The sequence below is a fragment of the Streptomyces sp. NPDC046925 genome (assembly GCF_040644915.1).
Lineage (GTDB): Bacteria > Actinomycetota > Actinomycetes > Streptomycetales > Streptomycetaceae > Streptomyces.
Genome location: NZ_JBEYWZ010000020.1, coordinates 87,021 through 110,867 on the forward strand (window position 1 = coordinate 87,021; position 23,847 = coordinate 110,867).

Below are 23,847 nucleotides of genomic sequence, written 5' to 3' on the forward strand. Positions count from 1 at the left end.
GGCCGGGGTTTGTGTGGCGGGGCCGGCGCGGTGGGGGTGGGGGGGTGGCCCGCGCCACCGGGCGGCCGCCGGCGCCCCCCCGGGGGGCGGCGGGGCCCCGCGCCGCGTACTGCAGGAGAAACCTCAGGCGCTCCGGCTGCTCAAGTACTCGCGCCGTACGACGGACTCAGAGCTGGCAAGGCCCGGCGCGGGCACCCACCGGCCGCGGTGCGACCGGCGCGGCGGCGGACCGTACGGCGACTGCCAGGCAGGACGGTAGCGGGAGGCAACGATTGACGGGCGGATGGGCAGGACCACCCAGTTCTTGGACATGGAGATACACCGGTTCCAGTGAGAAGGCAGTGAGAAGACCGCAGCGGAAAGGAGCGCGGCGCACAGGTGCGTCGCGCGACGGGTCATCGCTCGGGGTGTCTCACTTGGTGTACAACGGCACGTCCTTGCCGGAGGGGTGACTGCGGGCGGGAACACGGTAGGGGCACCCGGGAGCGCGCCTCCACTGATTTTTCCCTAGATCCGCCAGGAGCGGATGCGGTTGGCCGCGGTGAAGACGTCCGCCTTCGCGGTCATCAACTGCTTGGTGAGGTCGACGAGTTCCCCGAAGGGCGCGTCGAGGCCCTGTCCGGAGGCGTGCATGTAGGCGACGGTGGTCGCGCAGGCGAAACGGACGTTGTAGGCGGGCAGGGGCCGCAGCAGGGCGAGGGTCTGCAGCAGGGCGGCGGCGCGCCAGGAGGCGTCGGAGTCGTAACCGAGGCGGGGCGGGTCGACCCGGTGGCGGGCCACGGCCGCGACGAGTGCGGAGAAGTCCGACACCAGGGGCTGGTCGGGCAGGGCCGCTTCGTGCTGTCGCAGCAGCCAGGGAACGTCGATGTGCAGGACGGGTGCGGGTGCCATGGGTCAGGCGGCCCGTCCCGTCGTGCTCGGGGTGGGCCCGTCGTCGATGCCGGCGGCCGCGATGGCGTCGGCGAGGCCGGGGTCGCGGAAGGTGGCCTGGAAGATCTCGGCGGCTTCCCGGAGCGCCCGATGCCGGGTGATCTTGTCTGCGGTCGCCTCACGGACGACGGCCTTCATGGTGGTGCCGCGTTCCTGGGCGAGGGCGCGCAGCTCCTCTAGCTCCTGGTCGCTGAATTCCACGTTGAGTGCGGGCATGCTCAAACGGTACCGCTCGGGTACCGAGGCGTAAATATCAGCAGGTCAGGGTGCATGACGTCAGGTACCCATGTGCCCGACGGCCAGCTCGAGCGCGGCGAGGCGCTGCGTTTCGGCGATCACCTCGACGGCCGTGATCAGGCCGCTGTCGGGGTGGACGGTGAAGGCGAGGACCAGGCGCAGGCGTCCGTTCGGGGCCATGGCCAGGCCGAGGACGCCGTCCAGGAGGGCCGGTCCCGTGAACTGGGCGCGTCCAGTGGCCGCCATGGCGCCCTTGGCGACCGTGTGCGCGCCGAGGACGACGACCGGCTCCGGGGTCGGGATCACGGCCGGGTCGGCGGTGAGGACCACGTCCGGGTGGAGCAGCGCGACCAGGGCCTCGAAGTCGCCGGTGCGGGTCGCCGCGAGGAACGCGGATACGGCCTGCTGCTGGCGGAAGGAGTCGGGCACGGCGGGGGTGGTGCCCCGGACGCGGCGTCGGGCGCGGCTCGCGAGCTGGCGGGCGGAGGCGGGGGTGCGTTCCAGGATCGCGGCGATCTCGTCGAAGGGGATCGCGAAGAGGTCGTGCAGGACGAAGGCGAGGCGTTCGTCCGGTGTGAGGGTGTCGAGCACGACGAGGAGGGCGATGCCCACGGCGTCGGCGGCCTCCACCTCCTGCTCGGGGCTGGGGCGGCTGTCGGGTCGGTCGGCGCCGTAGGCCGTCTCCAGTTGTTCCTCGCGGCGCGTGGCGCGGGAGCGCAGGACGTTGAGGCAGGTGCGGGTGGCGATGGTGGTGAGCCAGCCGCCGGTGTTGGCCACCTCGCTCGTATCGGCGGCGGAGGCCCGTAGCCAGGTCTCCTGGACCGCGTCATCGGCCTCCGCGAGCGAGCCGAGCATGCGGTAGGCGACCGCGCGCAGATGCGAGCGGTGGGCCTCGAAATCCTCGGCCCTCAGACGCCCCTCGCGGCCTTCCGCAAGGACCTCCTCAGGACTCTGTTCAAGATTCTTTTGGTCCATCTGTCACATCCCCCCTCAGCGGCGTGTCAGAGCAGCGGAACCGAAGCTCGCACACCGCGGAACAAGCAACTTAGGGGTACATGATGACTGTTGACGCCACGATCCTGGTCACCGGTGGTACGGGCACGCTCGGCCGCCACGTGCTCCCGCTGCTGCGTCAGGCGGCGCCCGCCACACCGGTGCGGGTGCTCAGCCGCAGCGAGCGGCAGGACACCGAAGGGGTCACCTACGTCACCGGCGACCTGAAGACCGGCGAGGGCGTCGCGGACGCGCTCGCCGGGGTGGACACGGTGCTGCACCTGGCCGGCGGCGCCAAGGGCGACGACGTGGTGGCGGGCCACCTGGTCGCGGCGGCCAAGGCCGCCGGGGTGAAGCACATCGTGCACATCTCGGTGATCGGCGCGGACCGGATGCCGATGGCGTGGTTCGCGACGCAGCGCGCGGCGGAGGAAGCCATCACCGGCTCGGGCATCGCGTGGACCATGCTGCGGGCCGCGCAGTTCCACGACCTGGTGCACGAGATGGTCTCCAAGATGGCCAAGCTGCCGTTCGTTCCGGCGCCCGGGATGCGCCTGGAGCCGGTCGACGTACGTGATGTCGCACAGCGCCTGGTCGAGCTGACGCTCGGCGAACCGGCGGGCCTGGTCGCGGAGTTGGCTGGACCGAAGGTGTACACGATGGACGACGTGGTCCGCTCCTACCTGGGCGCCACCGGACGCCGCCGCCCGGTCCTGGGCATGCGGATGCCCGGCAAGGCGGGCCGCGCCTACCGCGAGGGCGTGAACCTCGCCCCGGCGGCGGGCGCGGTGCACGGCGGGCGGACCTGGGAGGCGTTCCTGGCGGAGCGGGTGGCCTGACGACGCGCACGCCGCCCGGGACAAAAGCCCGGGCGGCGAGGAGAAGCGAAGGGCGTCAGCCCGTCAGGCGTGTCTCGTCCTCGTCCCTCAGCAGCCCGCACCAGTCGCGCAGTGCCGTCTCCAAACCGGCGATCTCCTCTTCCGTGAGGTGCAGGGAAGGGGCGAACCGCAGGGTGTTCGGGGCGCTGGCCGTCGGCAGGACCCGGATGCGGTGGGCGCCGAGGAGGTACCCGGCGGCGACATAGCCGAGGATGCCGCCCTGTGCGGCACCGCTGATCGTCGGGGCGGCGGACTTGGACTGGTCGTGGAACTCAAGGCCCTGCAACAGGCCCTTGCCGCGCGTGTCCTTGACGACCTCGGGGAAGTCGGCGCGTACGCGGTCGAGCGCCGCGCGCAGCATCTCGCCGCGCTCCACGACCTGCCGGTAGGCCGCGCCGTCGTCCGCCTCGAGGAGTTCGAGGACCTTGAGCGCGATGGCGGTGGAGAAGCCGTCCTTGGCGAAGGTCGAGCTGTGCACCAGCTCGAACTCCCCCCGGTAGCGGCTCTGGTGGACCAGGACGACCGAGCTCTTGGCGATGCCGCCGCCCAGGCTCTTGGACAGGACGTAGTAGTCGCCGCGCAGGCCCACGTGGGAGCTGGCGAGGAAGGCGCCGGTGCGGCCGAGGCCCGTCTGGATCTCGTCGATCAGGAGCGGGCAGTCCGCGTCGGCGGACACGCGCTGGATGTGCGCGGCGGCGTCCCGGTCGAGGGCGCGGATGCCGCCCTCTCCCTGGATCGGCTCGATGAGGAAGGCGCAGAAGGCGGGGAAATCGCGCTCCACGACGTCGGCGACGCCGTCGGTGACCACCACGTCCAGGACGCGGGCCTGCGCCCGTACGCCGTCCACGGTCTTGCTGAGGACGTCGGGCTGGTCGTGCGGGACGAAGAGGGCGCGGGCGCCGAGGCCGGCGAACGCCGAACGGAAGCCGCTGTTGTGGGTGAGCTGGACGCTGCCCATCAGCTTCCCGTGGAACGAGCCCTCCAGGGCGAGGAGCACCGGCGGGCGTCCCGCCACCTCGCCGTTGTGGCGGGCCACGGCGCCGGCCAGGTGCTCGAAGGCGTCCTGCGGCGATCCGGCGGCCCCGGACGGCGCTTCCGCGCCCGCCGTGCGGTAGGCGGAGTCCGCCACCGTGAGGCTGCCCGCCCGCGCCGCCTCCCGCGCCTGCTCGATGTGCGCCTCGATCTCGCCCATCAGCGCCCCGACCTTGAGCACCCGGTCGAACTCCGCGTGCTTGACGCCCGTTTCGATCGCCTCGGCGCCCGTGCTCGCGAAGTGCGCGAAGTAGGGCTCGGTGGCGCCGGTCTCGCGCGCGACGATCTCGTTGAGCTTTGCCGCGAGCCGGTTGGCCTCGGGGTGACGTGAGAACTGGGCGTACACCGGGATACCGGAATCCAGAACGGACTTCGCGTGGGCCGTTATCTCCGGATTGTTGTGGCCCAGGATCAGCGAGGCGTATCCGCCGCAGTAGTCGGTGACGGGAATTTCATTGCCGTCGGTGTCGAGGTGGAAGACGGTGTTGCCTTCGGCCCGCACATATTCGACGCCGAGGCCCGAACTCGACAGCACGGTGGTCAAATACGGTTCGGTGAGCTGGGGTTCCGTCGCTGCCGATTCCATCATCTCTCCTCCGGTGTGGGGAGGCAGACACTCTCCCGTCCCCCGCTGTGCCAGCACGTTTTGCGTGAGCCTAGGGAATGTCGACGGGCGGGGAAACAGCCGCCGGTAATACGCCGGTAATCCCGCGCGGGCAGTGGATTGTGCCCGTGCGATGGGCGTGCCGTGGGCGGCCTGCACCTACTTTGGGCTGCGTTCTTCCGACTGTTCCGATCGTTGCGGCTGTTCCGGACGTGGCAACTGTTCCGACCGTTGCGACCGTCGCAAAAGAAACCCGGAAGGTCGCGCACCGACTATGAGGAGCGGCTCGCCATGAAATCTCGCGCAGAAGGCCACGCGGTCGTCCTGGGTGCCGGTCCCGCCGGCCTCTTCGCGGCCCGCGTACTGGCCGATGTCTACGGTCGGGTCACCGTCGTGGAGCGGGACGATCCCGCCGACGAGCAGCGGCGCGGGGTCCCGCAGAGCGGACACGCGCATGACTTCCTGGCCCGCGGCTACCAGATCGCGGAGGAGTTGTTTCCCGGTGTCGGCGACGAGATGGTGGCCGGCGGCGCCAACGCCGCGGACATCGCCAGGGACGTCCGCTGGGTGATCGGCGGCCACCCTCTGGTCAAGGGCGAGTCCGGCCTTTCCACCGTGATCAGCTCCCGCACCTACCGGGAGAGCCACCTGCGCGCCCGCGCCGAAGCGCTCCCGCAGGTGGCGCTGCTCGGCGGCCGGGATGTCGCCGGGCTCTCCTTCTCCGGCGACGGGAGCGTCGTCGACGGGGTGTTCCTGGGGCCCGACGGCGGCGAGAAGCTGGCGGCCGACCTCGTCGTGGATGCCACGGGCCGTGGCTCGCGCACTCCCGTATGGCTGGAGGAGCACGGTCACGGGCGGGTCGAGGAGGAGAAGCTCAAGGTCGACGTGGGGTACGCGACCCGTTTCGTACGGGCGCCCGCCGACGCCTTCGCCGGTGATGTCTGCATCAACATCGTCGCCACCCCCGACTCGCCGCGCGGCGGGTCGTGCCAGCGGGTGGAGGGCGACCGTGCCGTGGTGACGCTCTACGGCGTGCTCGGGGACCACCCGCCCACCGATGCCGAGGGCTTCCTCACCTTCGCCAAGTCGCTGGCCGCCCCGGACATCCACGAGATCCTGGAGGTCGCGGAGCCGCTGACCGAGGCGCGGCGCTACCGCTTCCCGGCGAGCCTGCGGCGGCGCTACGAGCGCCTCGGCTCCTTCCCCCGCGGTCTGCTGATGCTCGGCGACGCGGTGTGCAGCCTCAACCCCCGCTACGGGCAGGGGATGGCGTTCGCCGCCATGCAGGCCATGGCCCTGCGCGATCACCTGCGCGAGGACGGGGAAGGGGCGGAGCCCGCAGCGTACTTCCGGCGGCTGACCGAGCAGGTCGTCGATCCGGTCTGGACGATGACGCTGCTCAGCGACCTCAGCTTTCCCGGCGTCCAGGGCGAGCGGACTCCGGAGACGCTGCAGGCCCTCGAACTGGTGGGCCGGACCCAGATCGCGGCGACCCTCGACGGCTCCCTGGCCCTCAGCTGCCTGCGGGTCTTCGGGCTGCTCGACCCGCCGACCGCGCTCATGGATCCCGCGATCCAGGAGCGCGTACAAGAAACGCTGTCCCGTCTACCGGCATGAACCGGCTCCGGAACAGAACGCAATCCAGTAACCGATAGGGGAAATTGAGCATGGATCTGGGGTACGCAGGCAAGTCGGTCGTGATCACCGCGGCGGGCCGGGGCATCGGAGCGGCGACCGCCCGCACGTTCCTGGCGGAGGGCGCGCGCGTCCTGGGCGCGGACCTGAACGTGTCCGCGGAGCTCAAGGAGAGCGGTGCGCTCACCTTCGAGGGCGACCTGACGACCGAGGAGGGCGCCAAGCTGCTCGCCCAGCGGACGGCCGAGGAGTTCCCGGACGGCGTCGACGTCTTGGTCAACGGCGTCGGCGGCCTCGCCGGCATGCCGATCACGGGCCTGGACGGGCTCACCGAGGAGGTCTGGCAGCGCGGCTTCGACCTCAATCTGAACTCCGCGGTCCGGGTGACCCGTGAACTGCTTCCCCAGCTGCGGGAGGCCGTGGTCAGCATCGCTTCCAGTGTCGGCCGCTGGCCGAGCCAGGGCCCGTACTTCTACGCGTCGTCGAAGGCGGCCCTGCGGGCGTGGTCCAAGGGGCTCGCGGACGACCTCGGCCCGCGCGGAATCCGCGTCAACTCGGTCTCCCCCGGGCTGATCACGACGCCGCTGTGGGACGAGTACGGTCCCCGGCTGAGCAAGGAGTGGGGCGTCGAGTCGTTCGAGCAGTTCGCGGAGGAGTTCCCGGCCATGGCCCATGTGACGGCCGGTCGCTGGGGCACGCCGCAGGAGGTCGCCAACCTGATCGCCTTCCTGGGCTCGCCCGCCGCCTCGTACATCACCGGGGCCGACTACCTCATCGACGGCGGCATGGAGAAGGTCCTCTGAGTTCGCGGTACTCCGTGGGCTGACGTTTCGTCACCTCAGGCCCGGCGAAGACCCTCCGGTCTCGCCGGGCCTGTTCCCGTCGGCGCCGCTGCCGCAGCTGTTCTCATGTGCGGCGCGATACGGGTATCACGTAGCGGCTGAAGAGGAGTTCGCGCAGTACGTCGTCGCCGCCCTCGACGATCGACACGTACCGCATGTCCCTCATCAGCTTTCCGATGGGGAGCTCGTTCGTGTAGCCGAGTCCGCCGAACATCTCGGAGCCGGCGCTCGCGATGCTCCAGCCCGCCTGACCGCAGAAGATCTTCGCCGTGAGGGCCGACTTCAGCGTTCCCTTGCGGGAGAAGACCTTGGCGGGATCGGGCCCGGCCATGATCTCGTCGTACTCGCGGGCGGCCTTGAGGCAGTGGCTCTTCATGACGTCGATCTGCATTTCCATCTGCCCCAGCTTCTGCGCCAGGACCGGGCTCTCCAGGAGGGAGCCGCCGCGGAACCGCTTCTCCTTCGCGTACGTCATGCAGTGGTCCCGTATCCGCCTGGCGATGCCGATCGCGCTCGCCGCGATGAGGGTCCGGCTGGCGTTGAGCCCGGTCTCCAGGAGCCGCAGGCCGGAGCCGGACAACTGGTTGGCGGCGGGCACCCGGCAGTTGTCGAGCTTCACCGCGTAGGTGTACGAGGCGCGCAGGCCGATGACGTCCCAGCGCTTGACGATCTCGACGCCCGGCGTGTCCCTCGGGACGACGACCGCGAGGTACTCGTCCGGATCGTCGGCGGCCTTGGCGATGACGAGCAGGAAGTCGGCGAATTCCGCGTTGGTGGCGAAGAACTTCTCGCCGCTCAGGACGAGATCGTTCCCGGAGCGGGCGGCGACCGTCCCGATCCGGTTCAGCTCGCTTCCGGCCTCGCGTTCGCTGCCGAGGGCCGCGCAGGACGTGCCGCCGGTCGCCATCGGCTTCAGGTAGCGGTCCTTGAGGTCGTCCGATCCGTAGAGCCGGACGACGGTGCTGCCGAGGATCGACACGAGCAGGGTGAAGGCCACACCGGCGTCGCCGTACGCGATCTCGTTGACGATCTCGACGCCGTCCTCCAGGGAGAGCCCGCGGCCCCCGGACTCCTCGGGCAGCCACCAGTTGGCGAGCCCCGTCGCGCGGAAGTCCTCGTACAGCTGCGGGGGCTTCTCCGACAAGGAGTCCAACTGCGTGTCTTCGCCGTCCAGTTTGCTCTTGACGAACTGTCGGAGAATCTCCAGATCTTGAGGTTCCATTGCAGCAATTTAACGCCGCTCACCCACCATGTGAGCACCCTTGCGGAACCCGCTTCGATTACCGGGCAATTACCGCACGGAGAACGGCCTTCTCCATTTATCCCCCATCATGATTACACGTCTTCCTGTCACGATGAACTGTCACCATGAATTCGAAGGACGACACGGCGTGATCCGCCTCTCCGGCTCAGCGCCCGGGGCGTATCGGGAGCAGAAAGGAGACTCGGGCCGATGAGGTTCGACGACCTGTACATCACCGGTGTCGGCGTCCACATACCCGGGCGGGTCGCGGTCGCGGACGCCGTGGAGCGCGGCGACTTCGACGAGCGGCTCGCACGCCACACCGACCTGGCCTCCATCGCCGTATCGGACGGCGTGTCGGCGCCGGAGATGGCCGCCGAGGCCGCCCGCACGGCGCTGCGGCGCTCCGGGACCGTCCCGCTGGACGTCGACCTGATCCTGCACGCCGACGTCTACTACCAGGGGCACGACCTGTGGGCCCCCGTCTCCTACATCCAGCGCGAGGCGGTCGGCAACCGCTGCCCCGCCATCGAGGTGCGCCAGCTGTCCAACGGCGGCATGGCGGCGATGGAGCTGGCCGCGGGCATGCTCAGCGGCGGCCTGCGCACCAGCTCGGCCCTGCTGACCACCGGCGACCGGTTCTGCGAGCCGGGCTTCGACCGCTGGGGCGGCGATCCCGGCACGGTGTACGGGGACGCGGGCACGGCGCTCGTCCTGTCCCGCCAGCCGGGCTTCGCGCAGCTGCGCAGCCTGTGCACCGTCTCCGAGCCGGAACTGGAGGAGATGCACCGGGGCGACGACCCGTTCGGGGCCGAGCCGTTCGAGGTCCGCCAGCCGATGGACCTGGAGGCCACCAAGCAGGCCTTCATCAACAAGGTGGGCGTCTCGTACAGCGTCGCGCGCGTACGGGCGGGCCAGTCGGAGGTGCTGAAGCGGGCGCTCAACGAAGCCGGCTGCGAACTCTCCGACATCGACTGGTTCGTGCTGCCGCACTTCGGGCGCCGCCGCCTCACGCAGACGTTCCTGCGGCCGTGGAGCCTGGACCCGACGGCGACCACCTGGTCCTGGGGCAGGACCGTGGGACACCTCGGCGCGGGCGACCAGTTCGCGGGCCTCGCCTACCTCGCCGAGTCGGGCAGCGCCAAGCCCGGGCAGCGCATCCTCCTCGCGGGCATCGGAGCCGGATTCACCTGGTCGTGCGCGGTGGTGGAGATGCGGCGGGCGCCTTCCTGGGACAACCCGTAAACGGAATTCTCTGCGGCCGGTAACTGGTAACAGGTCGCTCCTCGCGCGCGACAGAACACATTGTTACCGGCGCATGGTTGCGCCTGATTAAGGTTTCCACCGGTGCGGAGAAGTTATTCGGAGAGCCTCATTCCGGTGGGAGACATCAGTGTTTACAGAACCGTCCGGCGGCGAACTTCAGGTGGCCAGGATCGCGGTCGTCGGTCTGTCTTGCCGGGAGGGCGAGGACACCGGGACCGGCGGAGCCGAACTGTCCGACGCGCTCGCCTCGTCAGACGTATTCGACGCATTCGACGCGGAGTTCTTCGGGCTCTCCGCGAGCGAGGCAGAGGCGCTGCGACCGCGTCACCGGCTGCTGCTCGAACTGGCCTGGGAGGCGCTTGAGGACGCCGCCGTCATCCCCGCCTCGCTGCACGGCACTGCGGCGGCCGGGGTGTTCGCCGGGGCGCCGCGTGACGGGGTCGCGGCCGAGGACAAGAGTGGGGTCCCGGACGCGAGCGCGGCCCGGATCTCCCGCGGTCTGGGGCTCTCCGGCCCGAGCCTGACCATGGCCCCGGGTCCTTCCTCCGCGTCGGCCGCCCTCCACCGGGCCTGCGAGAGCCTGCGCGGCGGCGAGATCACCACCGCACTCGTGGCGTGGCCGCTCGTACAGCCGTCACCGGACGGCCTCACCCCTGAGGCACCCGACACCTCTGAGGCACCCGACGCCTCTGAGGCACCCGACGCGCTCGACGCCCCTGGCGTTGACGCGGGTATGGGCGCCGCAGTCCTCGTCCTCAAGCCGCTGAGCCTCGCCCTGGCCGACGGCGACCGCGTCCACGGCGTCATCGGCGACAGCGTCATCGCCGCCAGCGTCACGCGCGAGGACGGCGACACCGAGGCCGACATCACCGGTCTCCTCAAGGGGCTGCTGAGCCTGCGCCACGGAGGCGCGCCGCTCGAAGGCATCGTCGAAGAGGCCACGCCCCTCGACCTGGCCGACCGGGCCGGGACCCCGGGCGGCGGCACACCCGCCGTGGTCCCCTGGCCTCTGTCGGGCCGCACCCCCTCGGCCCTGCGCCGCCAGGCGGCCGCGCTGCTCGCCCGGGTCGAGGACGACCAGGGCGTGCGCCCGCAGGACATCGGCTGGTCCCTGGCGAGCGGGCGCACCACGTTCTCCCACCGCGCCGTCGCCGTCGGCGGCAGCCGGGAGGAACTGCTCGCCTCGCTGCGGGAGGTGGCCGACGGACACACCTTCGCCGGACCCGTCGCCGACCCGGACCGCACCCGCACCGTCTTCGTCTTCCCCGACGTCTTCCCCGACACCGCCGACAGCACTGACGGCACCGACACCTCCCGCCTGGCGGAGTCGGCGGCCGAACTGTGGGACGCCTCGCCGGTCTTCGCCGCGCGCATGGCCGAATGCGCGGACGCGATGGCCGAGTTCGCGGACTGGAGCCTCACCGAGGTGATCCGGGGTGCAGGGGATCGAGGCACCGGAGGCCGGGCAGGCGAAGGCCTTTCACCGGCCCACTCCCCCGAGATCGCGCGGGCCGTGCGTTTCGCGCACACGGTGTCGCTCGCCGAGGTGTGGCGCTCGTACGGTGTCGTACCCCACCGGATCGTGGCGGAGACCGGCGGGGCCGTGGCCGCCGCCTGCGTCGCGGGATCGCTCTCGCTGCGCGACGCCGTGCGCGCCGTCACCTCCGCGTCCCGGCTCCCCGTGCACCTGTCACCCGACGAGGGCTCCGTACCGTGCCATCTGGTGTCCGGCGACGGCCTCCAGGAAGCCGTCCGTACGGTGCTCGACGACGGCAGCACCGTCTTCGTGGAGATCTCGCACCATCCGGTTCTTGCCGGTGAACTCATGCGGGCCGCCGCGGAGATGGACCGCTCGTGTGCCGTCATCGGCTCGCTGCGCAACACCGAGCCCGCCTGGCGCAGGCTGACGAGGTCCCTGGCCGAGGCGTACGTGAAGGGTCTGGCCGTCGACTGGCGGCGCGCCTTCGAGGGCAGTGACGCGCGACGCGTTGACCTGCCCCCCTACGCCTTCGCGCGCGTTCGGCGCGAGGAGCGGGGGCCGGGGCGGCGGCCTCCGGAGCAGCCGCAGCCGCCGGTGCGGCAGGACGGTGCGGGCACACAGCGGGACAGCAAGGAGCTGGTACGGCTGGTCCTCGCGACCGCCACCGCCGTCCTCGACGACGAGCAGTTCGGCCTCGCCGAGAAGAGCGTGTCGTTCAAGGATCTCGGCTTCGATTCGCAGTCCGCCATGATCGTGACGAACCGGCTCGCAGAGGCGACCGGCCTGCAACTGCCCGCCACCCTGCTGTTCGACCATCCCACTCCCGAGGCGGTGGCGGGCTTTCTGGAGGACCTGCGCAACGGAGTCACCAGGAAGCCGAGCCAGACACCGGCCACCCCGGGCCCGGCGGCCTCCCGTCGCGTCCGGCAGGACGAACCGATCGCCATCATCGGCATGGCCTGCCGGTATCCCGGCGGGGTGACGTCGCCGGAGGACCTGTGGCAGATCGTGGCCGAGGGGCGCGACGTCATCTCGCCCTTCCCCACGGACCGGGGCTGGAGCGACGACCTCTACGACCCGGACCCGGCGAGCTCCGGGCGCAGCTACACGAAGAGCGGCGGATTCCTGCACGACGTGGGCGACTTCGATGCCGCGTTCTTCGGGATCTCGCCCCGTGACGCGCTGGCGATGGATCCGCAGCAGCGGCTGGTCCTCGAAACGTCCTGGGAGGCCATCGAGCGGGCGAAGCTCGACCCGCGCACCCTGCACGGAACTCCCACGGGCGTGTTCGTCGGCGCCATGGCCCCCGATTACGGCCCCCGCATGCACGAGGCGTCGCAGGACATCGAGGGGCACGTACTGACCGGCAGCACGGCCAGCATCATCTCCGGACGCATCTCCTACCAACTCGGCCTGACCGGGCCCGCGCTCACCATCGACACGGCCTGCTCCTCGTCCCTCGTGGCCCTGCACACGGCCATGCGTTCCCTGCGCGCGCAGGAGTCCGGCCTCGCGCTGGCCGGCGGCGTGACCGTCATGGCGACGCCCGGCATGTTCGTGGAGTTCTCGCGGCAGCGGGGTCTGTCCGCGGACGGCCGCTGCAAGTCGTTCGCGGCCGCGGCGGACGGCACCGGCTGGGCCGAGGGCGCGGGGATGCTGCTGCTGGAGCGCCTGTCGGACGCGCGGCGCCTCGGCCATGAGGTGCTTGGGGTGCTGCGGGGTTCGGCGGTGAACCAGGACGGCGCCTCCAACGGGCTGACCGCGCCCAACGGGCCTTCGCAGGAGCGGGTGATCCGTGACGCGCTGGCGGACGCCGGACTCAGCCCCGGTGATGTCGATGTGGTCGAGGCGCACGGCACGGGCACGCGCCTCGGTGACCCGATCGAGGCGCAGGCGCTGCAAGCCATCTACGGCCACCACCGCAAGAACGACCAGCCGCTGTATCTGGGCTCGCTGAAGTCGAACATCGGGCACAGCCAGGCCGCGGCGGGAGTCGGCGGCGTCATCAAAATGGTGCAGGCCATGCGGCACGGCACCATGCCCCGCACCCTCCACGTCGATGAGCCCACCCCGCACATCGACTGGGACTCCGCGGCCATGGAACTTCTTGTCGAGGAGCGCCCCTGGTCGCCCGTCGGCGAGCGGCCCGCACGCGCCGCCGTCTCCTCCTTCGGCATCAGCGGCACCAATGCCCACGTGATCCTGGAGGCGGCGGAGAGCACCGCTGTGCACCACCGGTCCGGCTCGAAGGCTGACGCGACCGCCGCGACGGCCGGGACCGCCGCGACCGAAGCGGTACGAGAGGGTGAGCCCGGCGGCTCATCGCTGCCGCTCCCCTGGGCACTGTCCGCCCGCAGTGCCGACGGTCTGCGTGCGCAGGCCCGCCGGTTGCTCGATCTCGCCGCAGCACGGCCCGGCCTCTCCCCTGCCGACATCGCCGACGTCGCCGACATCGGTTACTCGCTCGCCACGACCCGGAGCGCCTTCGAGCACCGGGCCGTCGTCCTGGGCCGCAGTAGGGCCGACTTCTTGGAGCGGCTGGAGGCTCTGACCACCGGTGTCTCTCACCCGGAGGTGATCACGGGGCACGCGCCCGGACACGTCAGCAGCGCGTTCGTCTTCTCGGGTCAGGGGGCGCAGAGGCTCGGCATGGGTCGCGAACTGGCCTCCGCTGTGCCGGAGTTCGCCTCCGCGCTCGACGATGTGTGCAAGCACCTCGACCAGCTCCTCGACCGCCCCCTGCGTGGGGTGATGTTCGCCGCCGAGGGTGAGACCGCCTCGGAGGGTGACGCCATCTCCGAGGGTGGTGCCGACGCCGAACTCCTTCACCGGACCGAGTACACCCAGCCCGCCCTGTTCGCCGTAGAGGTGGCCCTGTTCCGGGTCCTTGAGGGCTGGGGGCTGCAACCGGACTTCGTCGCCGGGCACTCCATCGGCGAGATCGCCGCGGCCCACGTCGCCGGCGTCATGTCGCTGCAAGACGCGGCCCAACTGGTCGTCGCGCGGGGCAGGTTGATGGGCGCGGCACGCGATGACGGCGCCATGATCGCCGTCGGCGCCGCAGAGGAGCAGGTCGCCGCGGATCTGGCGGGGCTGACCGGCGTCGACATCGCGGCAGTCAACGGACCCGAAGCCACCGTGGTCTCCGGTGACGCCGGCACCCTCGACGCGCTGGTCGAGCAGTGGCGCGAGCGCGGCCTGCGCACCTCACGCCTCCGGGTCAGCCACGCCTTCCACTCCGCCCACATGGACACCGCGCTCGACGAGTTCCGGCAGATCGCAGCCGGGCTCGACCTCAACGAGCCGAACATCCCCCTGATATCCACGGTCACCGGCGCACTCGCCGCCCCCGGCGAACTGACGTCACCCGACTACTGGGTCCGCCAACTGCGCGGCACCGTCCGCTTCCACGACGCCGTCCGCACCCTGGAGGACGAAGGCGTCGGCCTGTGCCTCGAAATCGGCCCCGACGCCGTACTCACCGGCATGATCCGCAACGGTCAGGGCGAAGACGAGGACGCGCGCGCCATGACCGCCGTGCCCTTGCTGCGTGCCCGGCATTCCGAGACCGAGGTGCTCGGCGCGGGCCTGGCCCTGGCTCAGGTGCGGGGCGCGCACGTCGACCTCGCCGCGTTCTTCCCCGGAGCGGCCCACGTCGATCTGCCCACCTATGCCTTCCGGCACAGCCGCTACTGGCTGACCCCCATGCGGCTGACCTCCGTGCGGGGGACCTCCGCACGGCCGACCTCCGCGCGGGGGACGGGTGCCGGGCCCGACGCGTCCCGGCACCCGCTCCTCGACACGGTCGTCGAACTCGCGGGCCGGGACGAGACGGTTCTCAGCGGCCTTGTCAGTTCCGATGACCACCCGTGGCTCGTCGACCACACGATCGACGGCAACGTGATCCTTCCGGCGACCGGGTTCCTCGAACTCGCCGCCACAGCGGCCGCCCGTACCGGCGCCGCGGGCGTGGAACAGCTGACCCTGGAGGCGCCCCTGCGCCTGCTCAAGGGCGAGACTCTCCGGCTCCAGATCATCGTCCAGGCACCCGGCCCGGACGGCATCAGGGCATTCGCCGTCCACGCACGGCCCGCCGACGCGGACGGCGAGGACACCGTGGCGTGGACCCGTTACGCGAGCGGCAGCCTCGCCCCCGCGGGCGCGACCGCCCCGGATCATGCCACCTTCGAGGCCCTGCGCGACTGGCCCCCGCAGCAGGCCACCGAGATCCCGCTGGCCGGCGTCCACGCCCGCATGGCCGAACTCGGATACGAGTACGGCCCCGCGTTCCAGGGGCTCCGGAGTCTGTGGCAGCACGGAGAGGAGCTGTACGCGGAGGTCGAACTGCCCGGTCAACTTCACGACTCCGCGACCGAGTTCACCGTGCATCCGGCGCTGCTGGATGCCGCGATCCAGCCTCTGGTCGTATCGGCGGCAGAGGAACTCGCGGCCGGAGACCTCCTGCGGCTGCCCTTCGACTGGCATGGCGCCACATTCTGGAACGCCCACGGCCTCAAAAGCCTGCGCGTACGGCTCACGCCCTCGGGCAGCGACAACACCGCCATCGCGATCACCGACCAGCACGGCTCGCCCGTGGCGGAGGCTCGTGCACTGACGATGCGGCCGGTGCCCCGGCAGCAGTTCACCGGCCAGTTCGGCGCGGGGGCTTCCGCCCTGCACGCCGTGGAGTGGCAGCCGGTCACGGCTCCGGAGTCCGGTGCAGCGCCCGAGAAGCTGGTGCACATCACTGATCGCCTGCCGGAGGACGTCGGTACGACGGTCCTCCAGGTACCGCCGCTCAGCAGCGACGCCGATGTTGCCGGTGGGGTGCGCGGTGTCGTGGGCGGGGTGTTGGAGTGGGTGCGGGCATGGCTGGGCGATGCCCGGTTCGAGGACTCGCGGTTGATCGTGGTGACGCGGGGTGCGGTCGGTCCGGCGCAGGGCGAGGGCGAGGGCGCGGGCTCGGCGGGCCTGGCGGGTGCCTCGGTGTGGGGGCTGCTGCGGTCGGCGCAGTCGGAGTATCCGGGCCGGATCGTTCTGGCGGACCTGGAGGAGAACCCGGCAGGATCCGATGAGGTGGCGGGGCTGCTGCGGGCCGTCGCCGGGTCCGGGCTTGAGCAAGTCGCCGTACGGGCAGGGCAGTTGCTGGCCCCGCGTCTGGTGCGTACCGCTTCGACCAGCGCGACCGGTGCGGCCGGTGCGGGGCCGGACTGGGGTGACGGCACGGTCCTGGTCACCGGCGCGACCGGCACCCTGGGCGCGATCGCGGCCCGTCACCTCGTACGGGAACACGGCGTCCGGGACCTGCTCCTGCTCAGCCGCAGCGGCGAATCCGCGACCGGAGCAAGGGAGTTGCGTACAGAGCTGGAGGAGTTCGGGGCGCGGGTGACGATCGCTGCGTGTGACGTCGCCGACCGTGGAGAGCTGGCCGCCGTATTGGCAGGCGTGCCTGCGGACCGGCCTCTGGTCGGTGTGGTGCATACGGCGGGTGTTGCCGAGGACGGTGTGCTGTCCGAGATGAGCCAGGAGCAGTTGGAACGGGTCCTCAAGCCCAAGGTCGACGGCGCCTGGAACCTCCACGAGCTCACCCGCGACCTCGACCTGAAGGCCTTCGTCCTCTACTCCTCGCTCGCCGGACTCTTCGGCACCGCAGGACAGGCCAACTACGCCGCAGGCAACGCGTTCCTGGACGCGCTGGCCACCCTGCGACGGGACCAGGAACTGCCCGCCGTATCCATGGTGTGGGGCCTGTGGGAAGAATCCAGCGGCATCAGCGGCGAACTCAGCGACGTCGACCTGCGACGGCTCAACCGCATGGGACTGCGAGCACTGCCCACCTCAGAAGCCATGAGCCTCTTCGACACGGCCCTCACGGCGGACGAGCCGGTCGTGGCCCTGACCGGCATCGACACCAAGGCGCTGCGGACGCGCACCGAGGACGTACCCGACCTGCTGAAGGCACTGGTACCCACGGCGCGGCGCCCGCGTGCCGCGGCCAACAGCGAGAGCAGCGGCCAGACCAGCAGCGCACAACCCACCTCCCTGGGCGCACAGCTCGCGGGCCTGTCCGCCGACGAGCGCGAACGGTTGCTCACCGATCTCGTACGTGGTGTGGTCGCCGACATCCTGGGCCATGACGATCCGAGCGAAGTCGAAGCCGAACGCGCCTTCCAGGAGCTGGGCTTCGACTCCCTCAACGCGGTGGAGCTGCGGAACCGGCTGAACAAACTGAGCGGATTGCAGCTGACCAACACCGTCGTCTTCGACTACCCCTCCGTCGGCGCGCTTGCGGGCTTCCTCAACGGCCGACTCGCCGTCCAGGACACCCCCGCGCCCGCCACGCTGCCCGCCGCCCTCGACAGCGGGCCGGTGTCGCCGCTGCTGAAGCGGTTGGCGGGCCTCGGCAAGGACGAGCGGGAGCGGGCAGTCGTGGAGCTGGTGCAGGAAGAGGTCGCGGACATCCTGGGCCACGACGATCCGCGGGAGATCGAAGCGGACCGCGCCTTCCAGGAGCTGGGGTTCGACTCTCTGAGCGCGGTGGAGTTGCGGAACCGGTTGAACAAGGCGAGCGGAGTGCGGTTCGCGAACACCGTCGTCTTCGACTACCCCTCGGTCGGCGCGCTCGCCGGATTCCTGGACGGGCAACTGGCCGACCGGATCGACGAGCTCACCCGGGCCACGCGGGGCGATTCCGCACCGGACACCGTGCTCTCACACCTGGGCGAGTTGGAGGAGCGCATCCGCGGCGTCGGCGATGACGACACGCTGCGGCGGCAGATCACCGAACAGCTGCAGCGACTCCTGGAGCTGACCGGGGCCGGGCTGGACGAAGACCTCGATTCCGCCAGCGACGAAGAGCTCTTCGCGCTGGTGGACGGGGCCGAGTAGCCGCGCATCGGCAGGCGGCGGCCGGACAAGCACCGACCGCCGCCTGACCGGCCCGTACACCCCGCTTCACCTCACACATGAACTTTGAAGGGTTGGATTCTGATGGCGGACGAGAAGGAACTCCGGGAGTACCTCAAGCGCGCGATAGCCGATGCGCGGGACGCGCGGGGCCGGCTGCGTGAGGTGGAGGAGAAGGCGCGGGAGCCGATCGCGATCGTGGGGATGGCCTGCCGCTATCCGGGCGGTGTCACCGATGCCGAGAGCCTGTGGAACCTGGTCGACCAGGGCGTCGACGCGGTGTCGCCGTTCCCGACCGACCGCGGCTGGCGCGAGGACCTGCACGACCCGGATCCGGACAGCGTGGGCAAGTCGTATGTGAGCGAGGGCGGCTTCCTCGACGACGTGAGCGGGTTCGACCCGTCCTTCTTCGGGATGTCCCCGCGCGAGGCCACGGTGGCGGACCCGCAGCAGCGGCTGCTCCTTGAGACCACCTGGGAGGCGATGGAGAACGCGGGCGTGGTGCCGGCCACCCTGCGCGGCAGCCGCACCGGCGTGTTCGTCGGCCAGATGTACCACGACTACGGGGCGCGTCCCAACCTCCCCAAGGAGGGCTACGAGGGGAACCTCGTCAGCAACAGCATGGGCAGCATCGCCGCAGGTCGGGTGGCCTACACGTTCGGTTTCGAAGGGCCGACCGTGTCCGTGGACACGGCGTGCTCCTCGTCGCTGGTCGCGATGCACATGGGGGCCACTGCGTTGCGCCGGGGCGAGTGCGACCTGGCCTTCGCCGGGGGTGTGACGGTGCTGTCCACCCCTGTCTCGTTCGTGGAGTTCTCGCGGCAGCGGGGCCTGGCGGCGGACGGCCGCTGCAAGTCGTTCGCGGCGGCTGCGGACGGCACCGGCTGGGCCGAGGGTGCGGGCGTGCTGTTGCTGGAGCGCCTGTCGGACGCGCGGCGCCTCGGCCATGAGGTCCTTGGGCTGCTGCGCGGGTCGGCCGTCAACCAGGACGGCGCCTCCAACGGGCTCACCGCACCCAACGGGCCCTCCCAGGAGCGGGTCATACGCGACGCCCTGGCCGACGCCGGACTCAACCCGGGCGACGTAGACCTGGTCGAAGCGCACGGCACGGGCACGCGCCTCGGTGACCCGATCGAAGCCCAGGCTCTCCAGGCCACCTACGGCCACAACCGCAACAAGAACCAGCCCCTGTACCTCGGCTCGCTGAAGTCGAACATCGGGCACAGCCAGGCCGCCGCGGGAGTCGGCGGCGTGATCAAAATGGTGCAGGCCATGCGGCACGGCACCATGCCCCGCACCCTCCACGTCGACCGGCCCACGCCGGAAATCGACTGGGAGTCCGCCGCCATGGAACTCCTCGTCGAAGCACAGCCCTGGCCGCACACCGGCGACCGGCCCGCCCGCGCCGCCGTCTCCTCCTTCGGCCTCGGCGGGACCAACGCGCATGTGGTCCTGGAGGCGGCCCCCGCGATATCCGGGGAGCAGGGGCAGGAGAAGGTCGAGGGCGAGGCTGCCGGTGCGGTGGTGCCGTGGGTCTTGTCGGGGCGGTCGACGGAAGCGGTCCGAGCACAGGCGGCCCGCCTGGCCGAGCACATCGCCACCGCCGACGTCGCCGACGTGGCGTGGTCGCTGGTGTCGAGCCGTGCGCTGCTCGAAACGGGCGCGGTCGTCGCGGGCCGGAACCGGGACGAGCAGCTGGCGGCGCTGAAGGCGTTGGCGTCCGGCACGACCGATCCGGGTGTGGTGGTCCAGGAGCGCTCCCGCTCCGGACGGCTGGGGTACGTTTTCTCGGGCCAGGGCGCCCAGCGTCTCGGTATGGGACGTGAACTCGCGGCCCGCGTACCGCAGTTCGCCGCCGCGCTGGACGACGTGTGCAAGCATCTCGACAAGTTCCTGGAACACCCCCTGCGTGACGTGATGTTCGCCGCCGAGGGTGACGCCGACGCCGGCCTCCTGCACCGGACCGAGTACACCCAGCCCGCCCTGTTCGCGGTGGAGGTGGCCCTGTTCCGGGTCCTCGAGAGCTGGGGAGTGCGCCCCGATTACGTCGCCGGGCACTCCATCGGCGAGATCGCCGCCGCCCACGTCGCCGGAGTCATGTCGCTGCAAGATGCCGCACAACTGGTCACGGCACGCGGCAGGTTGATGGGCGCGGCCCGCGATGACGGCGCCATGGTCGCCGTCACCACCGCCGAGAAGGACATCCTCGCCGACCTCACCGGCCTGAGCGGCGTCGACATCGCGGCCGTCAACGGCCCCGCGGCCACCGTGGTCTCCGGCGACACCGGGGCGCTGGACACACTGACGGAGCGGTGGCGCGAGCGCGGCCTGCGCACCGCTCGCCTCCGCGTCAGCCACGCCTTCCACTCCCCGCACATGGACTCCGCCCTCGACGAGTACCGCCGGATCGTGGCCACCCTGCGCCTCAGCGACCCGGCCATCCCCCTGATGTCCACCGTCACCGGCGCACTCGCCACGCCCGGCGAACTGACCTCGCCCGACTACTGGGTCCGTCAACTGCGCGGCACGGTCCGCTTCCACGACGCCGTACAGGCCCTGCGTAAGGAGGGCGTGGCCGACTTCGTGGAGATCGGCCCCGACGGCGTGCTCAGCGCCCTGATCGCGTCCGGGACGGAAGGCGATCTGGGTGTGGTGGCTCCGGCCCTGCGCCGCAAGCAGGACGAACCCACCACGCTCGCCCTGCTCCTGGGTCAACTCCACACCCGCGGTGTCCGTATCGACTGGCAGAAGGTCCTGCCCGCCGCCCGGCGCGTCGCCCTGCCCACCTACCCCTTCCAGCGCCAGCGCTTCTGGCTGGAGGAGTCGGCATCCCCCGCGGATCCGGCCGCGCTCGGCCTGGAGAACATCGAGCACCCGATATTCGGCGCCGCCCTCGCCCTGGCCGGCACCGACGAGATCGTCCTCACCGGACACCTCTCGGCACACACCCACCCCTGGATCAGCGACCACACCATCCACGACATGGTGCTCGTGCCGGGCACGGGCCTCCTCGAACTCGCCGCCCGCGCAGCCCACGAGGTCGGCTGCGACCGGGTCGAGGAGCTGCGTCTCGTCGCGCCGATGGTCCTTCCGGAGCACGGCGGCATCCAGGTGTCGGTGCGGGTGGGCACACCCGACGACGCCGGTCGGCGGGAGATCAGCATCTTCTCCCGCTCCGCGGACGCGGACGGCGACCTGGACCGCACCTGGAACGTGCACGCCGAAGGAACCCTCACGACGCGGGAGGCCGGAGCCGATGCCGCCGCGGCCGCCGGTCTTACGGTGTGGCCGCCGGAGGGGTCGGCGGAGGTGCCGCTCGACGGCGCGTACGAGCGGCTGATCGAGCAGGGTTACGCGTACGGGCCCGCGTTCCAGGGGATGCGACGCGTGTGGCGCGGCGACGGCGAGGTGTACGCCGAGATCCTGCTCCCGGAGGCCTGCCGCACGGACGCGCCCCGGTACGTGGTGCACCCCGCGCTGCTTGACGCGGCGCTGCACGCGCTGCTGCCGGGGATCGTCACGGAGGACGAGTCGTCGCAACTGCCGTTCGCCTGGGGCGGTGTGAACGTGTACGGCGCGAACTCCGCCTCGCTGCGCGTGCGGCTCTCGCTGCCGGACCCCGACGCCGCCGTGTCGGAGGTGTCGCTGACCGCGGTCGACGAGACCGGCCGCCTTGTCGCCTCCGTGGAGTCGCTTGCCCTGCGTCCGGTGTCGAAGGAAGCCCTCGCCGAGGCGGGCGGAACGCGCGGCGACAACCAGTTCCTCATGAAGTGGGAGGCGATCGAGCCCGGGGCGATCGACGCGCCGACCGGCGGCTGGGCCGTCCTGGGCGACACCGAGAACCTGCTCGGGGGATCGCTGCCGGGCGCGCCCGCGTACGCCGATGTCGCGGCGCTCGTCTCGGCGGTGGACCAGAACTCGGCCGTGGAGCAGGACGAGGCGTCCGTACCCGCCGTGGTCGTCGCACCGCTGATATCGGACCGGACCGCTGCGTCCGCGGATGTCGCCGATGTTGCCGGTGGGGTACGCGGTGTCGTGAGCGGGGTGTTGGAGTGGGTGCGGGCGTGGCTGGGCGATGCCCGGTTCGAGGACTCGCGCCTGGTCGTGGTGACGCGCGGTGCGCTGGGTGCGGTCAAGGGCGAGGGTGTCGCGGACCTGGCGGGTGCCTCTGTGTGGGGGCTGCTGCGGTCGGCGCAGTCGGAGTATCCGGGCCGGATCGTTCTGGCGGACCTGGAGGAGGGCCCGGCGGGGTCCGATGAGGTGGCGGGGCTGCTGCGGGCCGTCGCCGGGTCCGGGCTTGAGCAAGTGGCCGTACGCGGTGGGCAGTTGCTGGCCCCGCGTCTGGTGCCTGCCTCCGCGGCCGGTGCGGGTCCGGACTGGGGTGACGGCACGGTCCTGGTGAGCGGCGCGACCGGCACCCTGGGCGGCATCGTGGCCCGTCACCTCGTACGCGAGCACGGGGTGCGGTCGCTGCTGCTCCTCAGCCGCAGCGGTGAAGCATCCGCCGGGGCACCGGAGTTGCGTGCCGAGCTCGAAGGACTCGGCGCACATGTCACCCTCGCCGCGTGTGATGTCGCCGATCGTGGCGCGCTCAGCGACGCACTGGCACGTGTGCCCGCGGAGCAGCCCCTGACAGGTGTGGTGCATACGGCGGGTGTCGCCGAGGACGGCGTGTTGTCCGAGATGAGCCAGGAACAGTTGGAACGGGTCCTTCGGCCCAAGGTCGACGGCGCCTGGAACCTCCACGAACTCACCCGCGAGCTCGACCTGAAGGCCTTCGTCCTCTACTCCTCGCTCGCCGGACTCTTCGGCACCGCAGGACAAGCCAACTACGCCGCAGGCAACGCATTCCTCGACGCCCTCGCCACCCTGCGACGGGAACAGGAACTGCCCGCCGTATCCATGGTGTGGGGCCTGTGGGAAGAATCCAGCGGCATCAGCGGCGAACTCAGCGAAATCGACCTGCGACGCCTGGGCCGCATGGGACTGCGAGCACTGCCCACCTCGGAAGCCATGAGCCTGTTCGACACGGCCCTCGCAGCGGACGAGCCGGTCGTGGCCCTGACCGGTGTGGACACCGGCGCCCTGCGTGCCCGGGGCGACGGCGTGCCCGCGCTGCTTCAAGGCCTCGTGCCCGCATCGCGCAAGCGGCGTTCGGCGGCCGGCGGCGAGACCGGCGGGGAGGCGGAGTCCCTGAGCACACGGCTCGCGGGCCTGTCCCCGGACGAGCGTGAGCGGGTCCTGACCGACCTGGTGCGCGGTGTCGTGGCCGGGATCCTGGGCCATGAGGACCCGCGGGAGATCGAGACGGACCGCGCCTTCCAGGAACTGGGCTTCGACTCCCTCAACGCGGTCGAACTGCGGAACCGCCTCAACGCGCTGAGCGGACTGCGCCTGGCCAACACCGTCGTCTTCGACTACCCCTCCGTGGACGCGCTGGCCCGGCTCCTCGACGGACAGCTCACCGTCAAGGACGTCCCCGCGCCCAACACCCTGCTCACCACGCTGGGCGGGCTTGAGGAGGGCATCCGGGGAGTCGGTGACGACGAAGCGCTGCGGCGGCAGATCACCGAGCAGTTGCAGCGGCTCCTGGAGCTGAGCGGGGCCGGTCTCGACGACGACCCCGACGCGACCGACGACCTCGATTCCGCCAGCGACGAAGAGCTCTTCGCGCTGATCGACGGGGCCGAGTAGCCACGCACCAGAGGGCGGGCGGCGGCCGGGACGCGGTCATGATCGACCTGCACGGGTACGTCAACGGCACCCTGATCGAGCCGACGACTCCCCCGCACGGCGAGAAC

General features: G+C 71.2%; 11 protein-coding genes. 6 read left to right on the forward strand and 5 right to left on the reverse strand.

Going from position 1 to position 23,847, the window contains the following annotated elements; genetic code table 11:
* Positions 1-507 precede the first annotated feature (507 nt).
* Genes ABZ906_RS43640 through ABZ906_RS43650 form a run of 3 tightly spaced genes read right to left on the reverse strand, consistent with a single transcriptional unit; the run spans position 508 to position 2,142 of the window.
* Positions 508-891 (reverse strand): toxin Doc, encoded by a 384-nt coding sequence (locus ABZ906_RS43640; RefSeq protein ID WP_361392690.1) that lies wholly within the window; start codon positions 889-891, stop codon positions 508-510.
* A gap of 3 nt (positions 892-894) precedes the next feature.
* Complete coding sequence (locus ABZ906_RS43645) at positions 895-1,146, reverse strand: hypothetical protein (protein ID WP_361196005.1); 252 nt, start codon at positions 1,144-1,146, stop codon at positions 895-897.
* Positions 1,147-1,206: 60 nt separating this feature from the next.
* Positions 1,207-2,142: a sigma-70 family RNA polymerase sigma factor gene (locus ABZ906_RS43650; RefSeq protein ID WP_361392693.1), complete on the reverse strand. Its 936-nt coding sequence runs from the start codon at positions 2,140-2,142 to the stop codon at positions 1,207-1,209.
* An 83-nt stretch (positions 2,143-2,225) separates the two neighbouring features.
* Here ABZ906_RS43650 and ABZ906_RS43655 point away from each other — a divergent pair, with 83 nt between their 5' ends.
* Entirely contained in the window at positions 2,226-2,999 is a 774-nt protein-coding gene (locus tag ABZ906_RS43655) for an NAD(P)H-binding protein (protein ID WP_361392696.1), read from the forward strand.
* Between the two features lie 55 nt (positions 3,000-3,054).
* On the opposite strand, the gene ABZ906_RS43660 is transcribed toward ABZ906_RS43655, so the two are convergent.
* On the reverse strand, positions 3,055-4,656 hold the full coding sequence (locus ABZ906_RS43660; protein ID WP_361392699.1) for an aminotransferase class III-fold pyridoxal phosphate-dependent enzyme: 1,602 nt from the start codon (positions 4,654-4,656) through the stop codon (positions 3,055-3,057).
* Between the two features lie 309 nt (positions 4,657-4,965).
* On the opposite strand from ABZ906_RS43660, the gene ABZ906_RS43665 reads away from it, so the two are divergent.
* Both ABZ906_RS43665 and ABZ906_RS43670 read left to right on the forward strand, forming a co-directional pair.
* Positions 4,966-6,291 (forward strand): FAD-dependent monooxygenase, encoded by a 1,326-nt coding sequence (locus ABZ906_RS43665; RefSeq protein ID WP_361392702.1) that lies wholly within the window; start codon positions 4,966-4,968, stop codon positions 6,289-6,291.
* Positions 6,292-6,341: 50 nt separating this feature from the next.
* Positions 6,342-7,112, forward strand: coding sequence for an SDR family oxidoreductase (locus ABZ906_RS43670; RefSeq protein WP_361196015.1), 771 nt, complete (start codon positions 6,342-6,344; stop codon positions 7,110-7,112).
* 103 nt (positions 7,113-7,215) lie between these two features.
* Here ABZ906_RS43670 and ABZ906_RS43675 read toward each other — a convergent pair whose 3' ends face one another.
* On the reverse strand, positions 7,216-8,373 hold the full coding sequence (locus ABZ906_RS43675; RefSeq protein WP_361392705.1) for an acyl-CoA dehydrogenase family protein: 1,158 nt from the start codon (positions 8,371-8,373) through the stop codon (positions 7,216-7,218).
* Positions 8,374-8,604: 231 nt separating this feature from the next.
* Between ABZ906_RS43675 and ABZ906_RS43680 the strand changes: the two genes are divergently transcribed.
* From ABZ906_RS43680 to ABZ906_RS43690, 3 genes are all read left to right on the forward strand, one after another.
* Positions 8,605-9,639, forward strand: a complete 1,035-nt coding sequence (locus ABZ906_RS43680) for a ketoacyl-ACP synthase III family protein (RefSeq protein ID WP_361196019.1) — start codon at positions 8,605-8,607, stop codon at positions 9,637-9,639.
* A gap of 148 nt (positions 9,640-9,787) precedes the next feature.
* A complete protein-coding gene (locus tag ABZ906_RS43685) occupies positions 9,788-18,028 on the forward strand; it encodes an SDR family NAD(P)-dependent oxidoreductase (protein ID WP_361392708.1) in 8,241 nt (2,746 codons plus the stop codon).
* A gap of 102 nt (positions 18,029-18,130) precedes the next feature.
* Entirely contained in the window at positions 18,131-23,740 is a 5,610-nt protein-coding gene (locus ABZ906_RS43690) for a type I polyketide synthase (RefSeq protein WP_361392711.1), read from the forward strand.
* The last annotated feature ends 107 nt before the right edge of the window (positions 23,741-23,847 follow it).